22 protein-coding genes are annotated in these 25237 nt (G+C 58.3%); 11 read left to right on the top strand and 11 right to left on the bottom strand.

Features of this window, described 5'->3' with window-relative positions:
• The first annotated feature begins 226 nt into the window (after window positions 1–226).
• Window positions 227–1651: a pyridoxal phosphate-dependent decarboxylase family protein gene (locus ACWGKN_RS19025; RefSeq protein ID WP_035227087.1), complete on the top strand. Its 1425-nt coding sequence runs from the start codon at window positions 227–229 to the stop codon at window positions 1649–1651.
• A 28-nt stretch (window positions 1652–1679) separates the two neighbouring features.
• Here the strand turns inward: ACWGKN_RS19025 and ACWGKN_RS19020 are convergent, their stop codons facing one another.
• A complete protein-coding gene (locus ACWGKN_RS19020; protein ID WP_035227089.1) occupies window positions 1680–3107 on the bottom strand; it encodes a sigma-54 dependent transcriptional regulator in 1428 nt (475 codons plus the stop codon).
• Between the two features lie 478 nt (window positions 3108–3585).
• On the opposite strand from ACWGKN_RS19020, the gene ACWGKN_RS19015 reads away from it, so the two are divergent.
• The 4 genes from ACWGKN_RS19015 to ACWGKN_RS19000 all read left to right on the top strand — a co-directional run bounded on the left by ACWGKN_RS19015 (window position 3586) and on the right by ACWGKN_RS19000 (window position 7417).
• Entirely contained in the window at window positions 3586–4743 is a 1158-nt protein-coding gene (locus ACWGKN_RS19015; protein ID WP_052159699.1) for a citrate/2-methylcitrate synthase, read from the top strand.
• Window positions 4744–4920: 177 nt separating this feature from the next.
• Window positions 4921–5397 carry an SET domain-containing protein-lysine N-methyltransferase gene (locus ACWGKN_RS19010; RefSeq protein WP_052159700.1) on the top strand — a complete coding sequence of 159 codons (477 nt, stop codon included), beginning with the start codon at window positions 4921–4923 and terminating at the stop codon, window positions 5395–5397.
• Between the two features lie 8 nt (window positions 5398–5405).
• On the top strand, window positions 5406–6602 hold the full coding sequence (locus ACWGKN_RS19005; RefSeq protein WP_035227095.1) for a diaminopimelate decarboxylase: 1197 nt from the start codon (window positions 5406–5408) through the stop codon (window positions 6600–6602).
• Window positions 6603–6868: 266 nt separating this feature from the next.
• Window positions 6869–7417: a DUF2058 domain-containing protein gene (locus tag ACWGKN_RS19000; RefSeq protein WP_035227096.1), complete on the top strand. Its 549-nt coding sequence runs from the start codon at window positions 6869–6871 to the stop codon at window positions 7415–7417.
• A gap of 9 nt (window positions 7418–7426) precedes the next feature.
• Here the strand turns inward: ACWGKN_RS19000 and ACWGKN_RS18995 are convergent, their stop codons facing one another.
• Window positions 7427–8029 (bottom strand): hypothetical protein, encoded by a 603-nt coding sequence (locus ACWGKN_RS18995; RefSeq protein ID WP_424252694.1) that lies wholly within the window; start codon window positions 8027–8029, stop codon window positions 7427–7429.
• The gene (locus ACWGKN_RS18990; protein ID WP_035227101.1) at window positions 7935–8939 is read right to left on the bottom strand and encodes a metal-dependent hydrolase; all 1005 of its coding nucleotides are present in this window, start codon (window positions 8937–8939) and stop codon (window positions 7935–7937) included. The genes ACWGKN_RS18995 and ACWGKN_RS18990 overlap by 95 nt, the downstream gene beginning before the upstream one ends.
• Before the next feature lie 132 nt (window positions 8940–9071).
• Between ACWGKN_RS18990 and ACWGKN_RS18985 the strand changes: the two genes are divergently transcribed.
• Window positions 9072–10427 carry a DEAD/DEAH box helicase gene (locus ACWGKN_RS18985; protein ID WP_035227105.1) on the top strand — a complete coding sequence of 452 codons (1356 nt, stop codon included), beginning with the start codon at window positions 9072–9074 and terminating at the stop codon, window positions 10425–10427.
• 221 nt (window positions 10428–10648) lie between these two features.
• Window positions 10649–12451 carry a translational GTPase TypA gene (gene typA, locus ACWGKN_RS18980; RefSeq protein ID WP_035227108.1) on the top strand — a complete coding sequence of 601 codons (1803 nt, stop codon included), beginning with the start codon at window positions 10649–10651 and terminating at the stop codon, window positions 12449–12451.
• Between the two features lie 189 nt (window positions 12452–12640).
• Here typA and ACWGKN_RS18975 read toward each other — a convergent pair whose 3' ends face one another.
• The 6 genes from ACWGKN_RS18975 to glgX form a co-directional block, all read right to left on the bottom strand.
• A complete protein-coding gene (locus ACWGKN_RS18975) occupies window positions 12641–13072 on the bottom strand; it encodes an NUDIX domain-containing protein (protein ID WP_035227112.1) in 432 nt (143 codons plus the stop codon).
• Between the two features lie 164 nt (window positions 13073–13236).
• On the bottom strand, window positions 13237–13809 hold the full coding sequence (locus ACWGKN_RS18970) for a 5' nucleotidase, NT5C type (RefSeq protein ID WP_035227114.1): 573 nt from the start codon (window positions 13807–13809) through the stop codon (window positions 13237–13239).
• A gap of 12 nt (window positions 13810–13821) precedes the next feature.
• Window positions 13822–14763 (bottom strand): ketopantoate reductase family protein, encoded by a 942-nt coding sequence (locus ACWGKN_RS18965; RefSeq protein ID WP_452095792.1) that lies wholly within the window; start codon window positions 14761–14763, stop codon window positions 13822–13824.
• A 17-nt stretch (window positions 14764–14780) separates the two neighbouring features.
• On the bottom strand, window positions 14781–15596 hold the full coding sequence (locus tag ACWGKN_RS18960) for a DNA-binding protein (RefSeq protein ID WP_424252697.1): 816 nt from the start codon (window positions 15594–15596) through the stop codon (window positions 14781–14783).
• A gap of 40 nt (window positions 15597–15636) precedes the next feature.
• Entirely contained in the window at window positions 15637–16191 is a 555-nt protein-coding gene (locus ACWGKN_RS18955; protein WP_035227116.1) for a GDSL-type esterase/lipase family protein, read from the bottom strand.
• A gap of 153 nt (window positions 16192–16344) precedes the next feature.
• Window positions 16345–18462 carry a glycogen debranching protein GlgX gene (glgX, locus tag ACWGKN_RS18950; RefSeq protein ID WP_035227119.1) on the bottom strand — a complete coding sequence of 706 codons (2118 nt, stop codon included), beginning with the start codon at window positions 18460–18462 and terminating at the stop codon, window positions 16345–16347.
• 149 nt (window positions 18463–18611) lie between these two features.
• Between glgX and ACWGKN_RS18945 the strand changes: the two genes are divergently transcribed.
• The 3 genes from ACWGKN_RS18945 to ACWGKN_RS18935 all read left to right on the top strand — a co-directional run bounded on the left by ACWGKN_RS18945 (window position 18612) and on the right by ACWGKN_RS18935 (window position 21232).
• Window positions 18612–19553: an Lcl C-terminal domain-containing protein gene (locus ACWGKN_RS18945; protein ID WP_035227123.1), complete on the top strand. Its 942-nt coding sequence runs from the start codon at window positions 18612–18614 to the stop codon at window positions 19551–19553.
• A 270-nt stretch (window positions 19554–19823) separates the two neighbouring features.
• Window positions 19824–20219: a response regulator gene (locus ACWGKN_RS18940; RefSeq protein WP_035227125.1), complete on the top strand. Its 396-nt coding sequence runs from the start codon at window positions 19824–19826 to the stop codon at window positions 20217–20219.
• A gap of 47 nt (window positions 20220–20266) precedes the next feature.
• Window positions 20267–21232, top strand: coding sequence for a YbgA family protein (locus ACWGKN_RS18935; protein WP_035227129.1), 966 nt, complete (start codon window positions 20267–20269; stop codon window positions 21230–21232).
• Window positions 21233–21536: 304 nt separating this feature from the next.
• On the opposite strand, the gene ACWGKN_RS18930 is transcribed toward ACWGKN_RS18935, so the two are convergent.
• The gene (locus ACWGKN_RS18930; protein WP_052159704.1) at window positions 21537–22604 is read right to left on the bottom strand and encodes a D-alanyl-D-alanine carboxypeptidase family protein; all 1068 of its coding nucleotides are present in this window, start codon (window positions 22602–22604) and stop codon (window positions 21537–21539) included.
• Between the two features lie 253 nt (window positions 22605–22857).
• Here ACWGKN_RS18930 and ACWGKN_RS18925 point away from each other — a divergent pair, with 253 nt between their 5' ends.
• Window positions 22858–24555 (top strand): AMP-binding protein, encoded by a 1698-nt coding sequence (locus ACWGKN_RS18925; RefSeq protein WP_052159705.1) that lies wholly within the window; start codon window positions 22858–22860, stop codon window positions 24553–24555.
• Between the two features lie 8 nt (window positions 24556–24563).
• Here ACWGKN_RS18925 and ACWGKN_RS18920 read toward each other — a convergent pair whose 3' ends face one another.
• Window positions 24564–25196, bottom strand: coding sequence for a site-2 protease family protein (locus ACWGKN_RS18920; protein ID WP_035227133.1), 633 nt, complete (start codon window positions 25194–25196; stop codon window positions 24564–24566).
• Window positions 25197–25237 lie beyond the last annotated feature (41 nt).

Below are 25237 nucleotides of genomic sequence, written 5' to 3'. Positions count from 1 at the left end.
AATACATCATCCGAGCAGGTTTAATGGACAGTGGCGGGAAAGAAAAGGAGAATCCGTCCGGTGTATCCTGGGCGACAGCAGCCTTCACTTGATGGGACGGCGGTGGAAAAGAATTTTCTATCAGCCTCGGCGTTCGGTGAAAAATGCTGGGATTGAGCGGTGGAGGCTGGTAGAATTGCGGTCTTTGCATCCAGCGATGAAGGTATCGCAATCAAGTGAGGTGGCCATGGAAGAGAACGAAGTGTTTTCGCAGCTTCTTGCGATTATTGAACAATATTATAGAGATCAGCGGTCGGGGATTTTCCTTGATTACCATAATCCCGCGGAGCTTGCGGATCTGCTGCAACTCGACGGACCTGAAGGCAGTGAGAATTGGGAGAATCTCTTCGGCTGGGTGGAGAAATACCTCCGCTATGCGGTCAAGACCAACCACCCGGCGTTCGTCAACCGGATGTGGAGCGGCGCGACCCTGCCGACCGTGATCGGCGAGATCGTCACCGCCATTTCCAATACCTCGGCCTGCACCTACGAGAGCGCCCCGGTCTCGACGCTGTTCGAGAACTATATGATCGACCGCCTGCTCGACATCGTTGGTTTTACCGGCGGTCAGGGGCAGATGACCACCGGCTCGAGCAATGCCAACATGATTGCGATGATGTGTGCCCGCAACCTGTACGACCCGGTGATCAAGGAAGAGGGTGTGAGCCGCGGCCGGCTCGTCGCCTTTGTCAGCGCCGATGCCCACTATTCGATGGATCGGGCGGCCAACATCCTCGGCCTCGGGCTGAAACAGCTGGTCCGGGTCCCGGTAGATCGTCGCGGTCGCATGGATGTCGAGATTCTGGCGCAGCGGCTGACTGAGGTCCAGGCCCAGGGGCAACAACCGTTTTTCGTCGCCGCCACCGCCGGGACGACGGTACGGGGGGCCTTCGACCCGATCGAACCGCTCCTCGCATTGCGATCCCGGTTCGGCTTCTGGCTCCATGTCGACGGGGCCTGGGGCGGGGCGACGGTGCTCAGCGAGACTCTGCGCCGCCGGTATCTGCAGGGGTTGGAAAAGGCCGACTCCTTCACCATGGATTTCCACAAGATGCTCGGTTCGTCGCTGATCTGCAATATCCTGATGCTGAACCGGGGGAAGAATACGCTTCGTGCGTCCCTGGCGGCCGGCGATGGCAGCTATCTCTTCAGGGAGGATGGCGAGGACGGGATGTTCGATCTCGGACCTTCGTCGCTGCAGTGCGGTCGCCGGGTCGACAGCCTCAAATGGTTCCTCGATTGGAAGTTTTACGGCCGCGCCGGCCTGGCCGCCCGGGTCGAACGGTTTCTCGAGCTCTGCGGCTATGCCGAACAATGCCTGGGCCGACACCCGGAATTGGAACAGATGGCCCCGCGCGAGTCGTTTAATGTCTGTTTCCGTTACCGCAGGCCCGAGGCCGAGGCCAACCGGTTCAACCTCGCCCTGCGCACCAGGCTGTACCAGCGGGGGATCAGCATGATCGGCTGCGCCTATGTCGAGGGCCGGCTCGTCCTGCGGCTGCTGATCACCAACGTCTCGATCGATGAGGATGATATCGAGAGGTTCTTCGCCGGTATGGTGGACACCGGCCGGGCGCTGGCGACCGAATGGAAGGCGGGGGCGACCGGTTGACGGGCGGTGACCCCGGTGGGGCAGGTATTCAACCGGTTTTTTTCTTGAAGTCCTCCTTGTTCAATCCCAGCCGTCTCATCTTGTTGTAAAGCCCTCGCGGATTCAGTCCGGCGAGTTGGGCAGCCCGGTTGATCCGGCCCTGGCTCTTGGTCAGCACCAACCGGAGATAGAGATCCTCGACCTCATCGGTCACCTCCTGCTGCACCTGGGACAGGGTCTTGCCTTTCCAGTTGCTGGGCGCGGTCTTCTCCCCGTTCGGGTGGGTCAGGGAGAAAAAATCCTCACTGTGAAAGACGCTGGGCAGATCCTGCAACGAGATCTCGTCGGTCTTGCACAGGAGCATCGAGCGCTCGATCACGTTCATCAGCTCGCGGATGTTGCCCGGCCAGTCGTAACGGCACAGGGCCTTCATCGTCGGTTCGGAGATCTGCCGGACGTCCCGGCCGATCTTGTGCTTGTAATGCATCAGAAACCGGCGGGCGAGGGAGGGGATATCCTCCCGGCGGTATCTGAGGGAAGGGATGTGCAGGGTGACCACGGAGAGGCGGTAGAAGAGGTCCTTGCGGAAATTGCCCTTGACGACCTCTTCTTCGAGATCGCGGTTGGTCGCGGCGATGACCCGGACATCGACCCAGGCCGATTTCTCGGCCCCGATCGGTCTGATCTCATAGTCCTGCAAGACCCGCAGCAGCTTGGCCTGCAGATGCAGGGGCATCTCGCCGATCTCGTCGAGGAAGATGGTGCCGCCATGGGCCTGTTCGAAGGCTCCCCGCCGCGAACGGGTGGCGCCGGTGAAGGCCCCCTGTTTGTGGCCGAACAGTTCGCTCTCAAGGAGCTGTTCCGGCAGGGCGGCGGTGTTGACGGCGATGAAGGGGCCGGCAGCCCGCGGGCTTTCGGCGTGGATCACCTTGGCGAGATGTTCCTTGCCGACCCCGGTCTCACCGGTGATCAGGAGCAGGGAATCGCTGGGGGCGACCTGCTGCACCTCGTTCATGAAGATCTGCATGATCTCGCTCTTCGTGTTGAGGTCATTGATCTTCGGTTTGGCCTGGCCCCGGTGATCGAACCGTTCGAGTTGGAAGAACTGGCGCCGGGATTCCAGGGTCGCCTCGATGGCCTCGGTCAGGCTCTTGGGGGAGATGCCGGAGAAGAGCACGGCATCGGCGCCGGCGGCCACCAGCTGGGCCTGTTTTTCGGCCGAGTCGATATCGTGGAGGATCACCGTCGTCGGGTTTTCAGGGAGGTTGTTCAGGGTCGAGATCCCCGACTCGACGGGCTGGGGGATCAGGGCGTCGCTGATGACGATGATATCGCCGCAGCTCTGAACCACCTTCTGCCATGGGTTTTTTTTGTGACCGAAGGATTCGATCTGGACGTCGGCCACCATTGAAATGTTGTTTTCCAGCAGTCTCTGCAATTCGGTGTCCTTCAGGGCAAAAATCAGTCTGGTGAGCATGATATCCTAAAACGGTATTTCAGTTCCTGAAATCGGGAAGTAAACCAGGGTCTCAATAAAAACGGTATGAAGATACCGATAAAATTCGACAGAATCCCTGGCGGAAGGGGGTTTGCATCGCAACAATATTTGTTATTGTATGCTGATGTCGAACCGAAAAAGCCTTTGTATCGTTACGTTGCTGACGCAATCGAGCGTTACAAAATACAGATTATTGGTAAAGAAAACAAGATGGTAAAGTTGAAAAGGAAGCACAGTTCCGAAATTTTTCCGTTGCGAGGCCGGGAGGCTGGGTCTCATGGGATGGAAAAAAGTGAAATCAGGTAGATACGTATGTGTAACGGATCTGGCACCATATATGCTAAAGGCGATCCCGGTGCCAAGATACTATGAACGGGAAAAAGAGAACCCTGGCGGCTGGAAACGATCGCCGGAATGAGTTCCGGCAGGGTGATCAATTGGTTACAGGAATGCTAACATGGCGAAGAACTGCATCAAAGAACCGGAAGTGAGACAGTCGGAAGCGGGGCTTGCCGACGTCGTGGCCTGCCAGTCGGATATCTGTTTTATCGACGGCGACAACTGCCGCCTGGTCTATCGCGGCTATAACGCCCTCGACCTGGCGCTGAACAGCAATTTCGAGGAGGTCGCCTACCTGCTGTGGTACGGCTGCCTGCCGAGGATTACCGAGTACAAGGCCTTCCTTGCCGGTTTCACCGGGTCGATGTCCCTGCCCAGCAATACGGTAATGATCCTGCGGATGTTCCCGAAATCAGTGACGCCGATGGAGGTGCTCCGCACCGCGGTCTCCTCCCTGGGGCATTGGGACCCGGACAGCGGCAATACCGCCCTCGACGCCTGTCTGCGCAAGGCTCAGCGCCTGACCCTGCGCATGCCGCTGCTGATCGCCGCGCACCAGCGCCTTCGCGAGGGCAATGAGCCGATCAACCCGATCCCCGGCCAGGGCATTGCCTACAACTTCCTCTATACCCTGCAGGGCAAGGTTCCTGATCCGAAGATCGTCGAGGCCTTCGATATGGCCCTCATCCTCCATGCCGACCATGAGCTCAATGCCTCCACCTTTGCGGCCCGGGTGACGGCGGCAACCATGGCCGACATCTACTCCTGTGTGACCAGCGCCATCGGGGCCCTGAAGGGACCGCTGCACGGCGGCGCCAACATGGAAGTGATGCAGATGATCGAAGAGATCGGTACGCCGGAGAACGCCGAGCCCTATATTCTCGACAAACTCGAGAACAAGGTGAAGATCCCCGGCTTCGGCCACCGGGTCTACCGTTGCGAGGATCCCCGGGTCACCGTTCTGCGCGACTGCGCCGAATCGATCTCGGAGTTGGCCGGCGAGGGCAAAAATTACGCGATCACCCGGGAGATCGAGCGCGTCGTTCTCGAGAAGACCAAGGTCTATCCCAATGTCGACCTCTATACCGCCTCGCTGTACCATGCGATGGGGATCCCGACGGAGTTGTTCACCCCGATCTTCGCGATCAGCAGGGTGGTCGGCTGGACGTCGCATATCCTCGAACAGTGGTCGAACAACCGTTTGATCAGGCCTCGGGCGGAATATACCGGCCCCCGGGACCTGGTCTACTCGCCGATTGACCAGCGGACGAGGTAGGGCTGGAGTATTGCACGACAGCGATGGGATTGATGGCAGCCGCACCGGGATTGAAAACAATCGGCCAATGAATGTGTGTAGTCAAGCTGCAAGGCCCGGTGGCGTCCACCGGGTTCGAATCGGCAAAGCTGCCTGGCTCTATCCAGGTATTCTCAACAGGGAGAGTAGCGAGAGACAATGTATCCATCGCATTTTGGCAAGAATGTGCTGTTTCCACGCAGTCAGGACTTCGAGGTGGTGGTCAAGGATGAAGTCGTCGGTATGGGGGTCGTTGCCCACAGAGGCTTTACCAAGGGAGAGCTGATTGCCGCCCTGGCCGGCGAACTCATCCATGACATCCGCCAGCACAGCCTGCAGATCAGGCCGGGCGTCCACCTCTACGACATCTATTTTTCCGGATATTTTCTGCACTCCTGTGCGCCGAATGTCTCTCTCGACATGGAGAATCTGGTGGTCCATGCCATCAGGGATATCCGGCCCGGCGATTACCTCTACATGGACTATGCCCAGACCGAGGACGTGCTGTTCAAGCAGTTTCCCTGCAGTTGCGGCTCGGAAAACTGCCGTGGCTGGATTACCGGCAGAAGAGAGCAGATAACCGGGTATATTTCCGATAACCTGACAGATTTCCCTGCCAACAAGATCATCGGGTAAGATTGGCAATGAACGGATGGTGGGAGCGCGATGATCTGCGGTACGCCGATGACCGCCTGATGTTCGCCGGCCGGTCGGCGGCGGATCTGGCGTACCAGTACGGCAGTCCTTCGTTTTTCTACAGTGCCCGCCGGGTGGCGGCGAATCTGACCCGGCTGCACGCGGTTCTCGATACGGCCGGATTCGCCGGTCGGCATCGCCTCAACTATGCGATGAAGGCCAACCGGTTTGCGCCGTTGCTGACCTGGATGAAGACCAGCGGCCTTTGCAGTATCGACGCATGTTCTCCCCAGGAGGTGGAGCATGCCGTCGGTTGCGGCTTTTCACCGGCCGAGATTTCATTCACCGCGACGAGCCTGTCCGACCGGGATTTCGATCGGCTGTCACGGCTCGACGGCCTGGTCATGAACTGCGATTCCCTCCATTCGATCCGGCAATGGGGGGAGCGCCGACCGGGACGGAAGATCGGCATCCGTGTCAATCCGGCAGTCGGCGTCGGCCGGGCCCACAACGAGATGCTGCAGTACAGCGGCGGCCGGACCACCAAATTCGGGATCTACCGGGAACAGTTCGCCGAGGCTGTCGAACTGGCGGCACGGTATGGTCTCACCATCGAGCGAATCCACTTCCATACAGGATGCGGTTATCTGACGCCGCAGTTGAACGCCTGGGAAAGGGTGGTGAAGGAATGCCTGTGGTTCGTCGACCGGATCGACACGGTCACGACCGTCAATGTCGGCGGCGGTCTCGGCGTTCCCCATACCGCCCAGGACCGGCCCCTCGACCTGGCGCAGTGGGCGGCAATCCTGACCCGACATTTCCAGCCGCGCCGGCTGCAGATCGAGGTTGAACCCGGAGATTACCTGGTCAAGGATGGCGGACTGCTGCTCCTCACGGTCAATGCGGTGGAGAAGAAGCAGGACACGGTCTTTGTCGGTGTCGACGCCGGCTTCAACATCGCTGTCGAACCAGCCGTCTATGGCCTCCCTTTCCAGCCGGTGCCGGTGTGTCGCCGGCCGGGCGGGGAGCCGTGCACCCTGGTCGGCAATATCAATGAGGCCCTTGATGTCTGGTACGCCGATGTTCTGTTGCCACCGGTGGCATCAGGGGATTTCCTGGCCCTGATCAACGCCGGGGCCTATTCGGCTTCGATGGCCTCCAATCACTGCATGCGCGGCGAATTCAGGGAATTCCTGCTCCTCTGAGATGCGTCGGCATTGGCCGTGAAGACTCGACGCCTGACGCAAAACGCCGGGCCGATACCGTTGGCCGTTGCCACCCCATGCACAACACCAATACACATCGCCCGAGGCAGGGGCTCGTCTGCAGTCCGGAAATCCGCGTGAGCTGCCTGAATCGTTGCAATTGGTTGATTCTTCACCTAGAATGAATTCCGGAACGGTCGGCGTTGCCCGGGCGCTGTTCCATTGGTAAGATGATGGTCGCAAGGGAATTGAAGGAGATTTGATCGATGGGGAATTCATTTCGGGAACAGTTGCTGAAGCTGGGTCTGGTCGAGAAGAAACAGGTCGATCAGGCGAAGAAGAAGGAATACCTGACCAAGAAGCAGCAGCCGAAGAGCCGGGCCCAGCAAATCGTTGACGAGAACAAGGCCCTGGCCAAGCAGGCCCTGGCGGAGAAGAAGGAAAAGGAGCGGCTGCGCAATCAGCAGCGCGAGGAAGAACTGCGGCGCAAGCAGGAGGCTGAACAGGTCAGGCAATTGATTGCCAGCCACCGCCTGGCCCAGGACAAGCAGGGGACGGCCTTTCGCTTTGCCGACACGGGCAGGATCCAGCGGATCTTCATTGCGGCAGCGATGGTGGATGGCCTCAGCCGGGGGATGCTGGCCATTACCCGCTCCGGTTCCGCCTATGAAGTCATCCCGGCGGCGATCGCCGAAAAAATCGTCCTCCTTGAGCCGGCGGTTATCGTCTTGTGGAACCGGGACCGGAATAACAACGAATCGACCGTCGACGATGCCTACGCCGGCTACGAGATTCCTGACGACCTGATGTGGTAGATCCTTCGCCTATTTCGTGCTGACCTCCGGCAGGAGACTGAACTGCAGCATGTCACGGCGGGCCTCGATATTGACGAACCGCATGGCGATCATCAGTGTCTTGCCGCCGCTTCTGGCGATCAGCGGTTTCATGTCCTGCATCGACACCGGGAACTCCCTGCCGTTGAGGAGCGCCACCAAAGCCTGGCCGAGATCGTCCTGGCCGCCGTTCTGGGTCGCGTTCATCATGTCGACCACGGGCTTGACATAGAGAATCTGGCGTTGCGGATCAAAACGCAGGCGGGCGTTGCAGTTGAAATCGATTTCGACCTCCCCGACCTTGAGATTGATCTGGTGGCCGGCCAGTTCGGAAACGATCCGGAGGTCGCTGCCGGCCACGTGCAGTCGGCAGGAGAGGTACTTGTCGCCGAACTGCAGGTTGTCGATGCCGATGATCCTGATCGTTCCCTGAAGCCCTTCCGATCTGGCGTCGATATCCAGAGGCAGTACCGCTCGGACGGTCCTGGCCATCACGCTTTCAGGGAGATTGAGGGTGATCGTTTCGGTCGTCTGCGCCAGGCTGCTCACCGGGAGGAGAAGGAGGAGAATGATCGCTTTGATCGTCGTCTTCATGAGTGGCGTCCTTTGTCTGGCTGGGGAGGTGAGAATACAACGGTAGTATAATCGTTTGCAATGTCAGAACACAAGCCAGAAAAATTCCCAGCATCGAGGCCGGATCCCTGAACCGGCTGTGCATCCGGTAGTCAGCGACTGCCACATTATCCGGGGAGACGAATCGGCCCCGGATCGAGACTGATCCGGAACTGTCCGGCATCGCTCCCTCCAATCTGATTGTTTCGCCGCTGAAAATGGTGACGGTCGCCGCCGCCCGATCATAGGCGACACGATCGAATTCAATATATTTTCCGGGGCGGGCGGCCTTGTTTTTGAGGGTATGGAGAAAGTGAAAATCGGTTTGTTCGAGAACGTCGAGAAAAAAGAGCGGACCGGTCAGGTAGAGTAAGATACAGATCACAGCGGCGACAATCCGGCCAGGGTTCGTGGTGGCGGCCCAGATCTGCCGGCGCAGGATTGTCGGCCAGGACCACAGGAGAGTGATCAGCCCGGCGATGGTCAGCGGAATCCCGAGGGGATGGTCGATGTCAAACAGGTTAAACTGCCAGGCGGACCAGTCGAACGGGGCCAGAAGATGGACGCCGTTGGCCCATTTGACCTGCGTCGCATCGAGCAGCAGGTGGAGAAGACTGTTGCCGGTGAGGATGGCGAACGTCGCGGCCGGGTGACGGGACAACTGGGCCAGGAAGGCCGAAAAAAGGGCGCAGAAGAGGAGACTGGCCTGGATGGTGGTGTAGAGCCTGACCGTGTATGGCGCCGCCAGATCGAGGGCAAGTGACGTCCGGAGCAGGATCCAGGGGATATCCGGGATGATGCAGCCGGCCACGACCCACGGCAGGACCTTGTCCGAGAATGCGGCCCTGTGCGCCGGCATCTGCAGGGCGATATGGCAGAGTGTGTTTGGCAAGCCTTTGTCCTTCGGGTAAGATGAGCCGATAGCGGCAGCCGCTCTTCCGCGCCGGTACTGGCCGCCAGGTGATAGTAGCCAATTCATCGACGGAGCACAAGCCACCCTTCATCGATCATCGACACCCACTCCATGAACGCGCCGATCCTCACCGTATCTGCTGATTGCCTTCTGACTGGAATCGACGGCGGCGTCGAGCAGGAACTCAAACGACAGCTGACCATCGACAACCCCCGGTATATCGCGGCCAAACGCTATGGTCGGTGGATCGGCAAACGGCTCAAGCCGACACTGGAATACTTTGTCCCGGTTGGGGATGGTCTCCGGTTTCCGCGCGGATTTTCAAACCAGGCGATATTGCTGTGCCGGGAATTGATGGGTCGTTCGCCGGAGATAGTCGACCGCAGGCGCCTGCTGACGGAGATCGATTTCAAATTTACCGGCAGTCTGCGTCCCTATCAGCAGCAGGCGGTTGAGATCGCCCGGAAACGATCCTTTGGCGTCATCGAGGCCGGAACCGGCAGCGGCAAGACGATCATGGCCCTGGCCCTGATCGCCGGAAGAAGGCAGCCGGCCCTGGTGATCGTCCATACCCGGGAACTGCTTTACCAGTGGCGGGATCGGGCTGTGGAATTTCTCGGCTGTCCGGTCGGGCTGGTGGGCGACGGTCATTTCGTCGTCGAGCCGTTCACGGTGGCCATTGTCAATTCGGCGCGTAAACATGTACAGGAACTTGTCCCTCATTTCGGCCACCTCGTGGTCGATGAGTGCCACCGGGTGCCGGCGACACTGTTCACCGATGTCGTCTCGCATTTTGACAGCCATTACCTCCTTGGCCTCTCGGCCACCGCCTTTCGCAGCGATGACGGCCTTACCAGGCTCATCTACTATTTCATGGGCGACAGGATTCACAAGGTCGACCAGGGGGAGTTGGAGGCAACCGGGGCCGTTCTCAAGCCGCGATTGATACAGCGGGAAACAGCGTTCACCTTCAGCTATCGCGGCGACTACCAGGCCCTGATCAGGACCCTGACCAGCCACGAGGGGCGAAATCTCCAGATTATCGAGGACATCTGCAAAACGGTCGAGGAGCCGGATGCCGGGACGGCGCTGGTCGTCTCCGATCGCATCGGCCACTGTGAAATCTTTGCCGATGAACTCCGGCGCCGTGGGATCAGGGTCGAACTGCTGACCGGGCAGATTTCCCAGGAGCGGCGTCATACCGTTGTCGCGGCTGTCCAGAATGGGGATGTCCAGGTCCTGGTTGCTACCCTGCAGCTGATCGGCGAGGGCTTCGATTGTCCCGGTCTCAGCAGCCTGTTCCTGACCACCCCGATCACCTTTGAAGGACGACTGCTGCAGGTCATCGGCCGGATCATGCGTCCAGCCGCCAACAAGGAGGCGAGGGTCTACGATTATGTCGATGGATCAGTCCCGGTGCTGCGACGATCGGCCGTTTCCCGTCGCAACGTCCTGAATCGATTGTAGGCGGACGGAATGGGCGCGCCGATTCAGTATTCATTCGGCTTTTACTTGCCATTGGACAACCATTGGTGTATAATATTTATTTTTTATCAGAAAATCCGATTTGACGGATTTCAATGCCGGCACTCCTGTCCAGGTGAGTGCTTTTTTTGTTGTATCATCTCCGAATACGACCTCGCCGCCGCAGGATGCAGCGGCCTTCGCAACTTCTTCAGGACAGAGAAATGGAACAGGCAAAGATACGCAACGTGGCGATCATCGCCCATGTTGATCATGGAAAAACGACGTTGGTTGACCAATTATTTAAACATTCAGGAATGTTCCGTGACAACCAGCAGGTTTCGGAACGGTTGATGGACTCGATGGATCTCGAGCGGGAGCGCGGGATCACGATCACCGCCAAGAACGGCTCCTACCACTACAAGGATTACTGGATCAACATCATCGATACCCCCGGCCATGCCGATTTCGGCGGTCAGGTCGAGCGGGTGCTGCAGATGGCCGACGGGGCCCTGCTGCTGGTCGATGCCCAGGAGGGGCCGATGCCGCAGACCTATTTCGTCCTCAAGAAGGCGCTGCAGAACCATCTGCCGGTCATCGTCGTCATCAACAAGATCGACAAGCCGGCGGCCCGCTGCAATTGGGTCGTCGACCAGGTCTTCGATCTCTTCGTCAAACTCAACGCCCCCGACCATATTCTCGATTTCGCGGTGGTCTACGCCTCGGCCAAGGGGGGATATTCGATGCTCAGTCTCGAGGACGATATCGAGACGCATCGCAATATGGACAGTGTGTCGGAGATGATCGTCGAGCATATCCCGGCGCCGAAAGGGGCGAGCGATCAGCCCCTGCAGATGCAGGTCGGCACCATCGAATACTCGCCCTATCTCGGGCGCCTGGGTATCGGCAAGGTGGTAAACGGGACGATGTCGATCAACCAGCCGATCGTCGTCGCCCGACGCGACGGCTCGATCAAGCCGGTGCGGATCTCGAAGATCTTCCGTTTCCAGAGTTCGGAGAAGGTTGCGGTCGACACGGTCGGTGTGGGGGAGATTGTCGCCATTGCCGGCATGGAGGATGTCACCGTCGGGGTGACCTTCACCGATCCGCTCGATCCCCGGCCGCTGCCGCTGATCACGATCGATCCGCCGACCATCTCGATGAACTTCATTCCCAACGATTCGCCCTTTGCCGGCAAGGAGGGGAAGTTCGTCACCTCGCGGCATATCGAGGAGCGGCTGCTGCGGGAGACCCTGGCCGATGTCGCCCTCCGCTACGAGTCCCTGACCGATGCCGTCGGGTTCAAGGTCTCCGGCCGTGGTGAGCTGCACCTGTCGATCCTGATCGAGAAGATGCGGCGCGAGGGCTATGAATTCCAGGTCACCCGGCCGCAGGTCATCATGACGGAGGACGAGAACGGCCAGCTGTTGGAACCATACGAACGTCTGACCGTCGATGTCGATGAGCTCTATCAGGGGGCGGTGATCGAAAAGCTGGGCAAGCTCAAGGGACAGATGGAAGAGATGACCACCGCCAACGGCATGGTGCGATTGGTGTTCGTCATTCCGACCCGCGGCCTGCTCGGCTACCGGTCGCAATTCATGACCGACACCAAGGGCATGGGCATCATGAATTACGTCTTCCACGATTACGGCCCTTATGCCGGCGACATCATCAATCGCGTCAACGGGGTGCTGGTGGTCAAGGAACCGTGCACCGCCGTTGCCTATGCCCTGTTCAACCTCCAGGAGCGGGGGCGGCTGTTCATCAATCCCGGGGCTGCCCTGTATCAGGGGCAGATCATCGGTGAGCATTGCCGGTCGGTCGATCTCGTCGTCAACCCGGCCAAAGGCAAGAAGCTCACCAACATGCGGGCCTCCGGTTCGGACGAGGCGGTCATTCTCACCCCGCCGGTGCTGATGAGCCTGGAGGACTGTATCGCCTATATCAACGACGACGAACTCGTCGAGGTGACGCCGGAATCGATCCGGCTGCGCAAGAAGAGCGGGGTCAAACTCAAGGCCTGAGGTGCGCCATGGAGCTGTTGCTCATCCTCCTCATTTCGGTGGCGATCGGGATCGCCACCTTCGCCGTCATCGCCAGGAAGTACGGCAGCGACTGCATCCCCTGACTGCTGTTGTATGGATCCGTAGGCACGGGTCTGCTTGCGTTCTGGCTGCTGCAGATGATCTTTTAGGCGGTCTCTGTTTCGTTCCTCACCTTCCTGCCGCTTTTGCCGCATAGTAGTCGGCAAGGATCCGGGCATGGTCGAAGGCCAGCCGCGGCAGGTTGCTGCCGTCAAAGAGGGCAGCCTGGCCGGCATCGTCGCCGGCGGTCGGTTCACCCTCCGCCCTGCCGATGAACACGGTCGAGGCGGTGTGCTGGCGGGGATCGCGACCCGGGTCGGAGTAGGTGTGGAACTGCCTGAGATCGGTGACGGTCAGTCCAGTCTCTTCCATGGCCTCACGCCGGGCCGCCTGTTCGTAGGATTCTCCGTAATCGACAAAACCTCCGGGCAGGGCCCAGCCATACGGCGGATTGTTGCGCTCGATAAGGACGATCCTGTCGCCGATCTCGATGATGATATCGACCGTCGGGGTCGGATTGCGATGGAGGGTGATAGGTTGGTTGCAGTGGGGGCAGTGCATTGCGGCGTTCCTTCTTCGGTTCCGAATCAAGCGTTGCCTCTCATCCTTTCAGATGAGGGGGATGCGACCCGTTCGCGTGGTGCCGGCCGGCACCGCCCGAATTTGTCCAGTCTCGTCAGCGCATCCGATTGTCGCCTGCATTTACATCTGCACGGGGAATGGGTTTACAGGGTGATTAATTGACGAATTTCCTGCCAGCTGGTCACTGATCGCATGTCCTGCCGGTCCTGATTCCAGGGTTGAGAAAAAACCAGCGGGGTGATGTTTTCAACCGCCAGCTGCCGGCAGGTCTCGGCTCGGTCGTCGACGAAGTAACGGAGCTTGTGCTCATGGATATACCGTGCCTTGTCGTTATGGTCGCCCATGGCGATGAGGTTGATGGAACGACTCGCCTCTCCGGGAAAGTGTGCGTCAATCCAGTCCCTGGCCGGCTGCAGCAGCGGGCGGGCGGTAATGATCGTTACCGGAGCGGCAGCCGCGAGTTCGGTCATGACCTCGACCGCCCCTGGCATTGGCATCAACCCGGTGCCGAGTGAATCCTCGAGGATGTCGGTGAAGATCTGTTCCACCAGAGGCATCGGTATATCCAGACAATCTTCGACATGAAAGGAGGTAATGTCGGCCAGGGTGAACGAGCAGTAGTCGTGTTGCTCGCAGGCCAGACGGATGAAGGTGGCGGCGGTATCGGCGATGACGCCGTCCAGGTCGAAACCAATCTCGTGTGGAAAGATCTTCATGGCAGTTAATTTTCAATTGGCTGCGTCATAGCCCGCCTCCATATCCTTGATCTGCTGGACCAGGCGGAGGTTTTCCGGGGATTCCAGGCCTAGGGCTCTCCCCTCTCTGACGATGGCGCCGTTGATGGCGTCGATTTCCGTCCGACGTTGCCGCCGCACATCCTGCAGCATCGATGAGATGTTGGCCGCCGTTTTTCTGCAGACCTCAACAGTGGCCATGAAAGGATCGCCGGAGACGGTGATGCCCTTGGCGCGAGCGACCTGCTCGGCCTCATTCACGGCGGCCCGCATTCGTTCGGCGATGCCGGGGAGAGTCAGGAGGTCGCCGTTGGCACAGCCATGGATGGCGGTCAGGGCATTGATGCCGACATTGACGAACAGTTTGGCCCACAATCGATGAAGGATGCCGTCGGTGATGGCCGTGCTCATCCCGCCGCGGTCGAAGATCGTGGCCGTCTGGTCGAGGAGCAGGGCACTATGGGCATCCGTCCGGGAGGGAAATCCGAGAAACGTGGTCCCATGGCCGGCGTGGCGAACATGGCCGGGATTCATAAGCGTCGCCCCTTCCGTCGTCGTGCCATAGGCTATGGCCGCCTTACCGGCTGCTGCACCGCAGTCGAGGTGGGCGACCCCGTTTTGCAGAAAGAGCAGTACCGTCCCCTCAACCAAAAGAGGGAGACAGGATGCAAGGCTTGTCGGGACATCGTAGGACTTGACGCAGAGGATGATGACATCGGTCGGGCCGACGGAGAGCGGATCTGCGGTCACGGCAAGAGGAAAAGTGCGGCGTTCTCCATCCAGTTCATAGACGATTCCCTGGCTGTTGAGGAGGTCGGCGCGCCTCTGATCGTGGTCAAGCACAGACAGCCGGGATTCAGTTCCTGCCATTCCTCGGCTGATGGCTACTGCAACAAGGCAGCCAAGGGCGCCTGGTCCGACGACAAGGATATGCATGCCCGTGAAATTTCCTGTCAGGGGAGGAATTTTGCATCCTCGATGATGGCGGCATAGGCGTAGCCGGCACCGAAGTCCTTATCGGCAACCATTTTGCCTTCGGCTGTGATTGTCGCCCCCTCGGTCGGAGTTTCGGCGGTGGTGACGACCAGGTCGTGGGTGTTGGTCAGCGGATCGCCGGTACCATCCTGCAGGTGGATCCAATTACGACCCATGATGTTCATGTTGATCTTCATCACCTTGCCGCGCACACGGACGGTCTTCCCGTTCAGCTCTTTGGATTTCTTGAATATTTCATCTACCGTGTATCCATTCGGGCCACTGGCCTTGTCAACCGAGATTTCGGCGAAGGGGACGACGGCTCCCCCGCTGCCTCCGGAAGTCGACGCCGGCGGCGTTTCGGCGGATTTTTCGGCCGCGATGGCCGATGTGAATGTATCGTTGCCGCCGGATGGTGATGGCGCCGCTTTGGCTGTATTGTCACCGGATGTGTTCTTCTCGAGCCCCGGCGAGAAAATGAGAGTGGCAAAGGTTCGATCCAGGGTTTTGCTGTGGAAATCCTTCATCGTCATCCCCGGCTGGTACCGCACGGATTCGCCTGCCTTGACACTGGTTTCGGGGATTGCCACCCAGGTCCTGTCCGTGCCGGATTCGACCAGGAGATAGGTGTAGCCGCCCGAGTTCATCGTTTCGATCACCTTGCCTTCGCCGGCGGTACCGCTGCCGGTGTCGGGAGGGGGAGTCGCCGCTGTGGCAATGCTGGCGAGGGCGAGGGTTATGAGGAGGAAAAAGGTGCACACCGAATGACGTCTGCCGTGGAAAGGTTGTCTCATCGCGTTCATCGTGGAAAAAGAAAGGAAGAATAATTTTGCCTTACTCATCATCATTTTCGATGAGGAAGGCGACATGTTCGAGCAGGGTCCTGGTCCAGATTTCATACGCCTTGGGGGTCAGATGGACTCCGTCTGCCTGAAACAGGTCTGCATCCGACTGGGTGAACTTGGTGCAGACGTCGAGATAGCAGCTGCCCGTCTGCATGGTCATCGTTTTGATGCCTTCGTTGATTCTGGCAATCTCCGCCATCCCTGGAAAAGAGAGACGCATCGGCAGGAGGCTGGTGACGATGATCTCCGCGGTCGGAAATTCCCTGCTGAGCTGAATGACTATGCGACGCAGGCCGTCGACGAAATCGAACTGCCCATCGAGGGCATCGTTGGTGCCGATCATGATCAAAATGGCGGCCGGTGAATCCACCCGAATGCTCAGGTCTGGCAGGGCGGCAAGGAGATCGTCGACGGTGGCCCCGGGTACGCCATAGTTAAGCACTTTGCAATAGGGTATCCGACTTTGCCAGTTATTGTCGGCGACGAGAGAGTCACCGAGGAAGAGGAAACTGTCGATTGCGGCCTGACTGGTTCGGATGAACATGTTCGTTTGAGCAATATGTTATTTTTATTGAAAAAAATAATCATTGACGAGAAAAAATCCACTCCACCATATTACCATGCTCATCTGTTTCCTCCAAAGGTTTTCTTGCGGACATCATCGGAGGGAGGGTGGCAATACGGTCATGAAAAAAAGTTATTTCAAGGCATTGGATCGCAATACCACGATAGACTGGGGGAGTACGGCGAGACAGTCGCCGCCATCGAGCGGAGGGTGGGCACCGTTGTCGACAAAGTCATCCGGTGCGGCAGCGGCGGTATCGATGATCTGGAACCAGACACGCTTGACGGTATCTCCCGGGACGTCGGGGAGGGTGAAACGCAGGGTTTCCCCGCGACTGCCGTTGATCATGATGAAGAAATCATCATCCCGGATCATGTCCGGCCGTCGGCCATGGAGAAGGAAGGCGAGCCCATGGCAGTCCGGCGCCCAGTCCGGTTGCCCGGGTTCGAGATACTGCCAGGTAATTTCCGGGGCATGGCCGGTTTCAGGGCCTGATTCGTGGTGGCGGAAAAACTCCTCCCGTCTGAAGACCGGGTGCTTCTTGCGCAGATCGATGCAGAGCCGGAAAAACCGGAGCAGGTCCTTGTTCTTGCGGGCCAGGGTCCAGTCGATCCAACTCACCTGGTTGTCCTGACACCAGGCGTTGTTGTTCCCCTGCTGGCTGCGGCCGAACTCGTCACCGGCGGTGATCATCGGGATCCCCTGGGCGAGGAGGAGGATGGTTGCCATGCTCCGCATCCGCCGGAAACGGAGTTTTCTGACGGCACTCGGAGCCGGATCACCCTCGCAGCCGCTGTTCCAGCTGAGGTTGTGATTTTCCCCATCACGATTATTCTCGCCGTTGGCCCGATTCCGCTTTTCCTCATAGCTCACCAGATCGTACAAGGTGAAGCCGTCATGGCTGGTGATGAAGTTGATCGAACTCAGGGGGCTGCGACAGCTGGTCTGATAGAGATCGGAACTGCCGGCGATGCGGGTGGCAAGTCGAGTGACCGTGTCGTCAAAACCGGACATGAAGGCCCGGACGTCATCGCGGAAGCGGCCATTCCACTCGGCCCAGCGTCTGTCGGTGGAAAAGGAGCCGACCTGGTACAGACCGGCGGCGTCCCAGGCCTCGGCGATGATCTTGGTGTCTCTCAGCACTGGATCTTCGGCGATCATCTCGATGACCGGTGGGTTGGCGAGGACCTGGCCGGTGCTGTCCCGGCCGAGGATCGAAGCGAGATCGAAACGGAACCCGTCCACATGCATTTCGATGACCCAGAAGCGCAGGGCGTCACGGATCAGGCTCCGAACCACCGGATGATTGCAGTTGAGGGTGTTGCCGCAGCCGGAGAAGTTCAGATAGGCTCGGGTTTCCTGGTCGAGAAGGTAGTAGATACGGTTGTCGATGCCGCGGAAGCTGCTCGTCGGGCCATCGTATCCTCCCTCGCCGGTATGGTTGAAAACGATATCGAGGATGACCTCGATTCCGGCCTGGTGGAGGCTTTTGACCATCGCTTTGAACTCGTTGACATGATTGCGGCAATCGGCGGCGTACCCTGATTTGAGTGCGAAGAAGGAGACAGGGTTGTAGCCCCAGAAGTTTTTCAGCGGTTCGGAGCTGTCCGGATCGCGGAAGACGATATCGTTCTCGTCGAATTCCGTGACCGGCATCAGTTCGACGGCGGTGATTCCAAGGGCCTTCAGATAGGGAATCTTGTCGACGATCCCGAGATAGGTTCCGGGGTGGCGGGCGCCGGCGCTGGGGTGTCGGGTGAAACCCCGAGGGTGGAGTTCGTAGATCACCGTGTCCGGCAGGGGGGTATTCAGGGGGCGATCTTCTTCCCAGTCGAAATCCTGCTTGACCGGTGTACAGGACGGGGCCTTGCCGTACCTGCATTTCTCCCCCCATTTCCTCGGCAGGAGGCGAGGACAGTACGGATCAATGAGGATTGTGTCGGGGTCGTAGATGAGTCCGTTATGCGCCGGTGAGAAGGGACCATCCATGCGATACCCGTAGGTGAAGTGATCCAGTCCGGTTTCGAGCCGGACATGCCAGATGTCCCCGGTCCGGTTTTCATCGGGATGCAGCGGGATTTCATGGCGAACCTCTGTGCCTTCGGTCGCTGTAAAATCGATGATGAGGATGACCCCGGCGGCATGTCGGCTGAACACGGCGAAATTGTATCCTCCTTCTGGAGAAGGCGAAACACCAAGTGGCACCGGGCTGCCTCTTTTTTTGCGAAAAGGAGGAGGAATGCTGGACATAAATAATAATTATTCCTATCGTTAAAAAACAGAAGGGCCGGAGACGTGCGCGATGGAAGTGCTTCTGCAGCATACACTACAACATGCCTTGGAATAAAGTATTTCAGAAGGACGGCACGCCAGAGGAAAACTTACAGTGGAGAAAGAACATGGCAACGTTTCACCGAATCCAGTTCGGTCAGCGAACGATCAGCTCCATCGACTGGGAGATGAACCCGGACCTCAGTTTCGGTACCTACGAGTCCTGGGGTGGACGGGAGAGGGTACGCAATAACAACGAATTCGTTTATTATTTCTTCATCGACAACTGGGGAGAAGAGCCCAAGTTGTGCCTGATGGAGCGGGCCGTCAAGCATGCCAGAGTTATCGCCGAAATCAAGGCCCCGCCTGAGTTGGTGAGGCGATGCGTGGAAAGCCAGGGGCTATCGTCGCGCTTTGAGCAGAGTTATGCCATCAATGACCAGGTCAGACAGTGGCTGATCGACAATGTCCTTGAAGGCGGGGATGGTTCGCTCGTTGTCCCGGTCGAGGAAAAAATCGATATTGAAGACATGGGCCCGGCCCTGCCGTCCCGCTCAGCAGTCGACGGGCCCCGGAATATAACCCTGCTGCCCGCTGTCGCAAGGGATATCAGGGATGAAGAGGCTGCCGGCATCGTCAGGCATTGGAAATTTTATGATGCCGATCGCAATGTTCGGGGTCGGTTCGACAATCTGCTCGTCGGAGTTGATGACAGCCGGGTGGCGATCGATCTTCGGACCTCATTGATGTGGCAGAGGGGAGGGTTCGACATCTCCTCCCACCGGATGATGCAGAAGAGAGTGGACGAGACCAATGAACCGGGGCTTGCCGGTTTCAATAATTGGCGTCTGCCTACCCTCGAAGAGGCGATGTCGCTGATGGAACCGCAACTGAATGGCAAGGGGCTGCATCTCCACCCCTGTTTTTCGCGGGAGCAACCGTTCATCTTCGTCGCAGCCCGGAGACGGCCGAGCGGGCACTGGTTTGTCGATTACAAACAGGGGCGCTGTTTCTGGTCATCCGCGACCATTCCCGGCGGGTTTGGCAGGCTGGTCCGATCACTGGATTGATGGCTTGCAGATTTGGGGGTGATGGGTCACTGGGGGTGGCCGGGACATCATCGTTCCGCACTGCGAAGAGTGTGGGCAGCGCTTTTGCCCAATCGTGGCGGGGAATTGACACCGCGCTCGCGATTGTTTTCATCCCCCGGAATGAAGATGAATAACGGAGGAATGGAAAAGAATCCTCTATGGGTGTTTTTGTTTCATGATTTTTGCGAGATGCCGTATAATCTTTGGTGGCAGGTTCAGAGGTGCGGTTCTTTACTCGAATGGTAAGTCATGCAACGAATATTGATTATCGATGATGAAGAAACATCCCTTGATATCCTCCGGCAGATTCTGGAAATCGAGGGTTATGAAGTCGTCGAAGCCAGAAATGGCCAGGAAGGGATCGAGATATTTAGAAAACAATCGTTCGATCTGGTCATTACCGATCTGGTCATGCCGGTGAAGGACGGATTGAAAACCATTCTGGAACTGCGTCAGACCGATCCGGATATACCAGTGATCGCCATCTCCGGCGGTGGCGTCATCGACAAGGAGAGGTATCTCAGTGTGGCCGGATATATCGATCGTGTAACAACCCTGGCGAAACCGTTCAACCGCCTTGACCTGGTGGATTCTGTCCACAGGCTGATCAGGCCGGTTTCCCCTTCAAATACCATACCTGCCTGAATATGTCCGGGGTGCCGGACTCTGCTGGCCTGCCCGGATACCGAACCATGGAGCCGAAACAGGGAGAGAGAGGAAAACTGAGGATCGGTGTCAGCGCCTGTCTTCTCGGCCATAAGGTCCGGTATGACGGCGGACACCAACTCAATCACTTCATCCGGGATATCCTGGGACAACACATGGAGATTGTGCCGGTGTGCCCGGAGGTGGAGTGCGGCATGCCTGTTCCGAGAGAGGCGATGCGTCTCATCGGCGACACGGATAACCCCAGGCTCATTACCCGCCGGACCGGCATCGATCATACCGAACAAATGTCGATCTGGGCGGAGACCAAGGTTCGACAGTTGGAGGGAGAGGGCCTGTGCGGCTTTATCTTCAAGAAAGGGTCACCGAGCAGCGGTCTTTTCCGGGTCAAGGTCTACTCGCAGGATGGAGTGCCCCATGGAGCCGGTGTCGGCATGTTCGCCGGAGCCTTCGTGCGCCATTTCCCCCTCCTGCCGGTGGAGGAGGATGGTCGGCTCAACGATGACCGGTTGCGAGAGAACTTCATCGAGAGCGTCTTCGTTCACCGGCACTTCCGCGACCTTATCGCCGTTTCGTCCGGGAGGGGGGTACTTGTCGATTTTCATGCCCGTCATAAAATGCTCCTTCTTGCTCACAGCCAGGAACATTATCGCCGGATGGGCCGATTCGTGGCCAACCTGCCGGCGGAACTCGAAGAGGCGTATCAAGGATATGGCCTCCTCCTGGCCGAGACATTGCGGGTGCTGACCACGCCCAAAAAACATTGCAATGTCCTGCTGCATGCACTTGGCTATTTCAAATATGATCTGTCGGCAGATGAGAAGCAGGAGATGCTGGAGATCATCGATGCCTACCGCAACGGTGATGTCCCGTTGATCGTCCCGATCACCCTGCTCAATCATTTCGTCCGCAAATACAACCAGCCCTATCTGCGGCAACAGTACTATCTCCACCCCCATCCCCTTGATCTCCGCCTTCGCAGTTACATTTAGGGCCTGTTACGAAAAAAAATTACATATTCACCCATTGTGTCACGGCCCCTGATGCCGGTAACGACGCTCCGCTGATACGGGTATATGTATACAACGGCTTAGTCGTTTTATCTACCACTTCGATATGCCGGACATTCTGGAATGAACGCCGATCGGGAGATCAGGACCGGGTGTAAGAGGAAGGCCGGTCTGGGAGGGATCGGGCCCCAATGAGGCAATAAAATCTGTGCCCCGTGTTCTCCGGATCACCGGCAGATTGGGAATGAGCAACTGCTTTGAGGATGGATGAAACCGATAAAGCGAATCAGGGAGTCGACTGGGCAACAATCTCATGCACGGCAATTGTCGATGAGGGGGCGGCGGCGGTAAGACGATCCTGCAGGGAAAATCCATGCTGGACCAGTTTCTTGACATCGGCCCACATCGTTTCACAGCCCATGACGGCGATGACGATCTCCTGGTCACCACGTTTGAACTTGCCGACATAGGTCTGGCGGGCGGCGTTGGTGAAACCGGTTTTGCCGCCCTGCGTGCCTTCAACCTGCCATAATGCTTTATTGTGATTGCGGAGCAGGCTGCCGTAGCTGGTTTTCACTTTGACCTGTTTCATCCGGGAGGCGAAGGCCGGGTCCTGCATGAAATGCCGGAACATCACGGCGAGGTCACGGGCGGTGGAGGCCTGCCCCTTGGCGGTGAGGCCGCTGGCGGTCTTGCAGACCGTGTTCTTTGCCCCCCACTCCCGGGCTTTTTCAGTCATCATTCTGGCGAAGGAGGGTTCGCTGCCGGCGATTTTTTCGGCCAGGGCGACGCTGGCATCATTGGCGGAGGCCAAGAGCACGGCATTGATCAGATCGTTGGCCTGGTAATGCTTTTTCGGATTGAGATCGACTTTCGAGCGCGGCTGGTCGGCGGCCCAGCGGCTGACGGCGACCTGCTCGCTGCCGCTCAGGGACTTCAGCGCGATCATGCCGGTCAGGATTTTGATGGTGCTGGCGGGTTGACGCGGGTTGTCGGCATTTTTGGCGTAGAGGGTCCTGCCGCTCCTCCCATCGAGGATGATGGCGCTTCGTGCCGATATGAGTTTGCCGATCCTGCTGTTGTCGACAAGGGACGTGTTCGATTTTTTCCGAGGGCCGGACACTGCCTGGACCTTTGCGGGGGCAGGATATTCGGTCGATCGCAGTACCCGTTTCACCTTGCTGATATCGTTGAATTTACCCAGCACAACCACCTTCGATGTGCTGGTTGTACGTTTTTTGCTGTATTTTTTCTTGGTTGCGGCATCTGCATGACTGGCGAGACTGAACAGGGATATGACGGTGAAGAGGAAAAATGTAAGCAGGGTTGTGCCGAGAATGGTCAATCTGTTCATAATCTCTTAAGCGTTGGGGGTTTATACCTGGGAAATAATGATGCACGCCTGATAATTTGTAGCTGGACGATATGGCAAAGTCAAGTATTTTAAAGACTTCAGGGCAAAGTACATTCTCAGACAGGACGGTAGCGGGCGTTTGACCGGAATATGCGGTTTGTGTGGAATCCGGATACGGTTGTGGGATGACAGCTGCGATGTCCATTTGGATGAGATATGGAATACCATGCATACAATATATTGAGGTGAACCGATGACGGTTGCAACGGAAGTGCGGATGACGCTGAACTATGTCCTGGATTCGAGCTGCGGCAAGTATGGCGATACCTCGGCCATCGGTATGGCCCTCGAAGAGCCGATCAGCTACAACGAAGTCCATGATCGTGTTCTCGCCCTTGCCTTCCGGATGCAGCGGGAGGGGGTTGGAAAAGGTGATCGGATCGCCATTCTCGCAGAGAATTCGCATCACTGGGGAATTGCCTACTTCGCCGCGGTCCGGCTTGGTGGTGTGGTGGTCCCGGTGCTGCCGGACCTGCCGGAGAGTGACGTTCGCCATATCCTTGGCGAGATGCAGGTGAAGATTCTATTCATGACGCAGCGGCAGGTCGACAAGATCGTCGAAATGAAGGGTGGGGTGCATGGCCGGGTGATCACCCTCGACGATCATGTTCCTGATCCGGAACTGGTGCCGGTGGTGACATATACCGACTACCTTGCCGGGGCGCGGACAATCCTGGCCGAAGCGGGCGGGCCTCCGGTCTTTCCCGATGTCGACCAGGACGACCTGGCCGCGATACTCTATACCTCGGGCACCTCCGGCCACTCAAAGGCGGTAATGCTCAGTCACAAGAATCTCACCTCCAACGCGTATGCCGCATCAGGCCTGCTGCCCATCCCGCCGGGGTCGGTTTTTCTCTCCATCCTGCCGATGTCGCATACCTATGAATTCACCTGCGGTTTCATCGTGCCGCTGATCACCGGCAGCCGAATCGCCTATGCCGGCAAGAGCCCGACCCCGGCCATCCTGCAGAAATTCTGTCACCATGAGAAACCACTGGTCATTTTCGCCGTCCCTCTCGTCCTCGAGAAGATCTACAAGAAACGGGTCCTGCCCCAGATCGAGAAGAGCCGGCTGCTGACCTTGCTGTGCAAGACCACCTTCGCGCGTCGGTTTGTCTATCGTAAAATCGGGCGCAAACTCCTCGATTTCTTCGGCGGCAACCTCAAACTGATGGGGATCGGCGGCGCCGCCATCAATCCCGAGGTCGAGACGTTCCTGGCGGAGGCAAAATTTCCATATCTGGTCGGTTATGGTCTGACCGAGACCTCGCCGTTGCTGGCAGGAGGACCGGCTGGAGATGCCACCATCACGATCGGTTCAACCGGGAAACCGATTCCGGGGGTCAAGATCAGGATCGCCAACCCGGCAGCAGATACCGGTATCGGTGAAATCTGCGCCTGCGGTCCGAATATCATGATCGGGTACCACAACGACAAGGAGGCCACCGCCGAGGTTCTGTCCCCCGATGGCTGGCTGGCGACCGGCGATCTCGGCTTCATCGACGATGCCGGCAACCTCCACATCTGCGGCCGTTCGAAGAACGTGATTGTCCTGCCCAACGGAGAAAATGTCTATCCAGAGGCAATCGAGCACAAGATCAACAGTTACGGGTGGGTTGTCGAAGGGCTGGTGCTGGAAAACAACGGCAGGCTGGAGGCGTGGGTCCACCCGGATTACGAGGTGATCGACGAACAGACGGCAGGGCGGTCGAGGATCGAGCGGCGCGAGCATATTGACGGACTGCTCGAACAGATGCGGCGTGAATTGAACGAGCAGCTGCCGCTGGCGTCACGGATCACGAAAATTTTCGAACGGCGGGAACAGTTCGTCAAGACGGCGACGCACAAGATCAAGCGCTACCTCTACGACAGCCACAACTCCCACGGTTGATCCTGCGGTCAGGAGAGGAGGAGGCTATGGGCGAAGTCGATGATCGGCACGATGATCCTTGACAGTATTCCGGTGAAGGCCAGGACCAGGATAAGGATGAAGCCGAGGTGTTCGAAACGGGAATATGCCGCCGCCAGGTTGGGCGGCAGCAGGCCGCTGAGGATCCGGCTGCCGTCGAGCGGCGGAATCGGCAGGAAGTTGAAGATGCAGAGCACCAGGTTGATCCAGACGCTGGCGATCAGCATGGCCTGGAATGGGACCAGGATGGCCGCGACGATCTGAGCCGAGGGCACCACCTCCATCAGCAGCCAGAGTGCCCTGGTGGCGATGGCGCTGATGACGGCCACGATCAGATTGGTCGCCGGACCGGCCAGGGCCACCCACAGCATGTCCTGGCGCGGGTTCCGGAAATAGGCGGCATTGACCGGAATGGGCCTGGCCCAGCCGATTTTGATCAGAAAAAAGGCGATGGTGCCTATGGGGTCAAGGTGTTTGAGCGGATTCAACGTCAGCCTGCCGGCCAGCCTGGCCGTCGGGTCGCCGAGGCGGTATGCCACGTAGCCATGGGCGAACTCGTGGAGGGTGAGGGCCAACAGCAGGGGTGGGGCGATGATGATCAGCTCGGTAAAGAAATTGTTCATGAGATATCCGGAAAAAATGAATGAAACTATCGATGCAGAAA

This window comes from Desulfoprunum sp. (genome assembly GCF_053613775.1).
This window is presented reverse-complemented; position numbering and strand designations above follow the sequence as displayed.

What these genes read in the sequence shown, in the direction of transcription:
- ACWGKN_RS19005 (WP_035227095.1), top strand. Translation starts at nt 5,406, where the DNA reads ATGAACGGATGGTGGGAGCGCGATGATCTGCGGTACGCCGATGACCGC.
- ACWGKN_RS18975 (WP_035227112.1), bottom strand. Translation starts at nt 13,072, where the DNA reads ATGCACTGCCCCCACTGCAACCAACCTATCACCCTCCATCGCAATCCG.
- ACWGKN_RS19010 (WP_052159700.1), top strand. Translation starts at nt 4,921, where the DNA reads ATGTATCCATCGCATTTTGGCAAGAATGTGCTGTTTCCACGCAGTCAG.
- ACWGKN_RS18985 (WP_035227105.1), top strand. Translation starts at nt 9,072, where the DNA reads ATGAACGCGCCGATCCTCACCGTATCTGCTGATTGCCTTCTGACTGGA.
- ACWGKN_RS19015 (WP_052159699.1), top strand. Translation starts at nt 3,586, where the DNA reads ATGGCGAAGAACTGCATCAAAGAACCGGAAGTGAGACAGTCGGAAGCG.
- ACWGKN_RS18970 (WP_035227114.1), bottom strand. Translation starts at nt 13,809, where the DNA reads ATGAAGATCTTTCCACACGAGATTGGTTTCGACCTGGACGGCGTCATC.
- ACWGKN_RS19020 (WP_035227089.1), bottom strand. Translation starts at nt 3,107, where the DNA reads ATGCTCACCAGACTGATTTTTGCCCTGAAGGACACCGAATTGCAGAGA.
- glgX (WP_035227119.1), bottom strand. Translation starts at nt 18,462, where the DNA reads ATGTCCAGCATTCCTCCTCCTTTTCGCAAAAAAAGAGGCAGCCCGGTG.
- ACWGKN_RS18935 (WP_035227129.1), top strand. Translation starts at nt 20,267, where the DNA reads ATGGAGCCGAAACAGGGAGAGAGAGGAAAACTGAGGATCGGTGTCAGC.
- ACWGKN_RS19000 (WP_035227096.1), top strand. Translation starts at nt 6,869, where the DNA reads ATGGGGAATTCATTTCGGGAACAGTTGCTGAAGCTGGGTCTGGTCGAG.
- typA (WP_035227108.1), top strand. Translation starts at nt 10,649, where the DNA reads ATGGAACAGGCAAAGATACGCAACGTGGCGATCATCGCCCATGTTGAT.
- ACWGKN_RS18960 (WP_424252697.1), bottom strand. Translation starts at nt 15,596, where the DNA reads ATGAGACAACCTTTCCACGGCAGACGTCATTCGGTGTGCACCTTTTTC.
- ACWGKN_RS18930 (WP_052159704.1), bottom strand. Translation starts at nt 22,604, where the DNA reads ATGAACAGATTGACCATTCTCGGCACAACCCTGCTTACATTTTTCCTC.
- ACWGKN_RS18925 (WP_052159705.1), top strand. Translation starts at nt 22,858, where the DNA reads ATGACGGTTGCAACGGAAGTGCGGATGACGCTGAACTATGTCCTGGAT.
- ACWGKN_RS18955 (WP_035227116.1), bottom strand. Translation starts at nt 16,191, where the DNA reads ATGTTCATCCGAACCAGTCAGGCCGCAATCGACAGTTTCCTCTTCCTC.
- ACWGKN_RS18995 (WP_424252694.1), bottom strand. Translation starts at nt 8,029, where the DNA reads ATGAAGACGACGATCAAAGCGATCATTCTCCTCCTTCTCCTCCCGGTG.
- ACWGKN_RS18920 (WP_035227133.1), bottom strand. Translation starts at nt 25,196, where the DNA reads ATGAACAATTTCTTTACCGAGCTGATCATCATCGCCCCACCCCTGCTG.
- ACWGKN_RS18940 (WP_035227125.1), top strand. Translation starts at nt 19,824, where the DNA reads ATGCAACGAATATTGATTATCGATGATGAAGAAACATCCCTTGATATC.
- ACWGKN_RS18965 (WP_452095792.1), bottom strand. Translation starts at nt 14,763, where the DNA reads ATGCATATCCTTGTCGTCGGACCAGGCGCCCTTGGCTGCCTTGTTGCA.
- ACWGKN_RS19025 (WP_035227087.1), top strand. Translation starts at nt 227, where the DNA reads ATGGAAGAGAACGAAGTGTTTTCGCAGCTTCTTGCGATTATTGAACAA.
- ACWGKN_RS18945 (WP_035227123.1), top strand. Translation starts at nt 18,612, where the DNA reads ATGGCAACGTTTCACCGAATCCAGTTCGGTCAGCGAACGATCAGCTCC.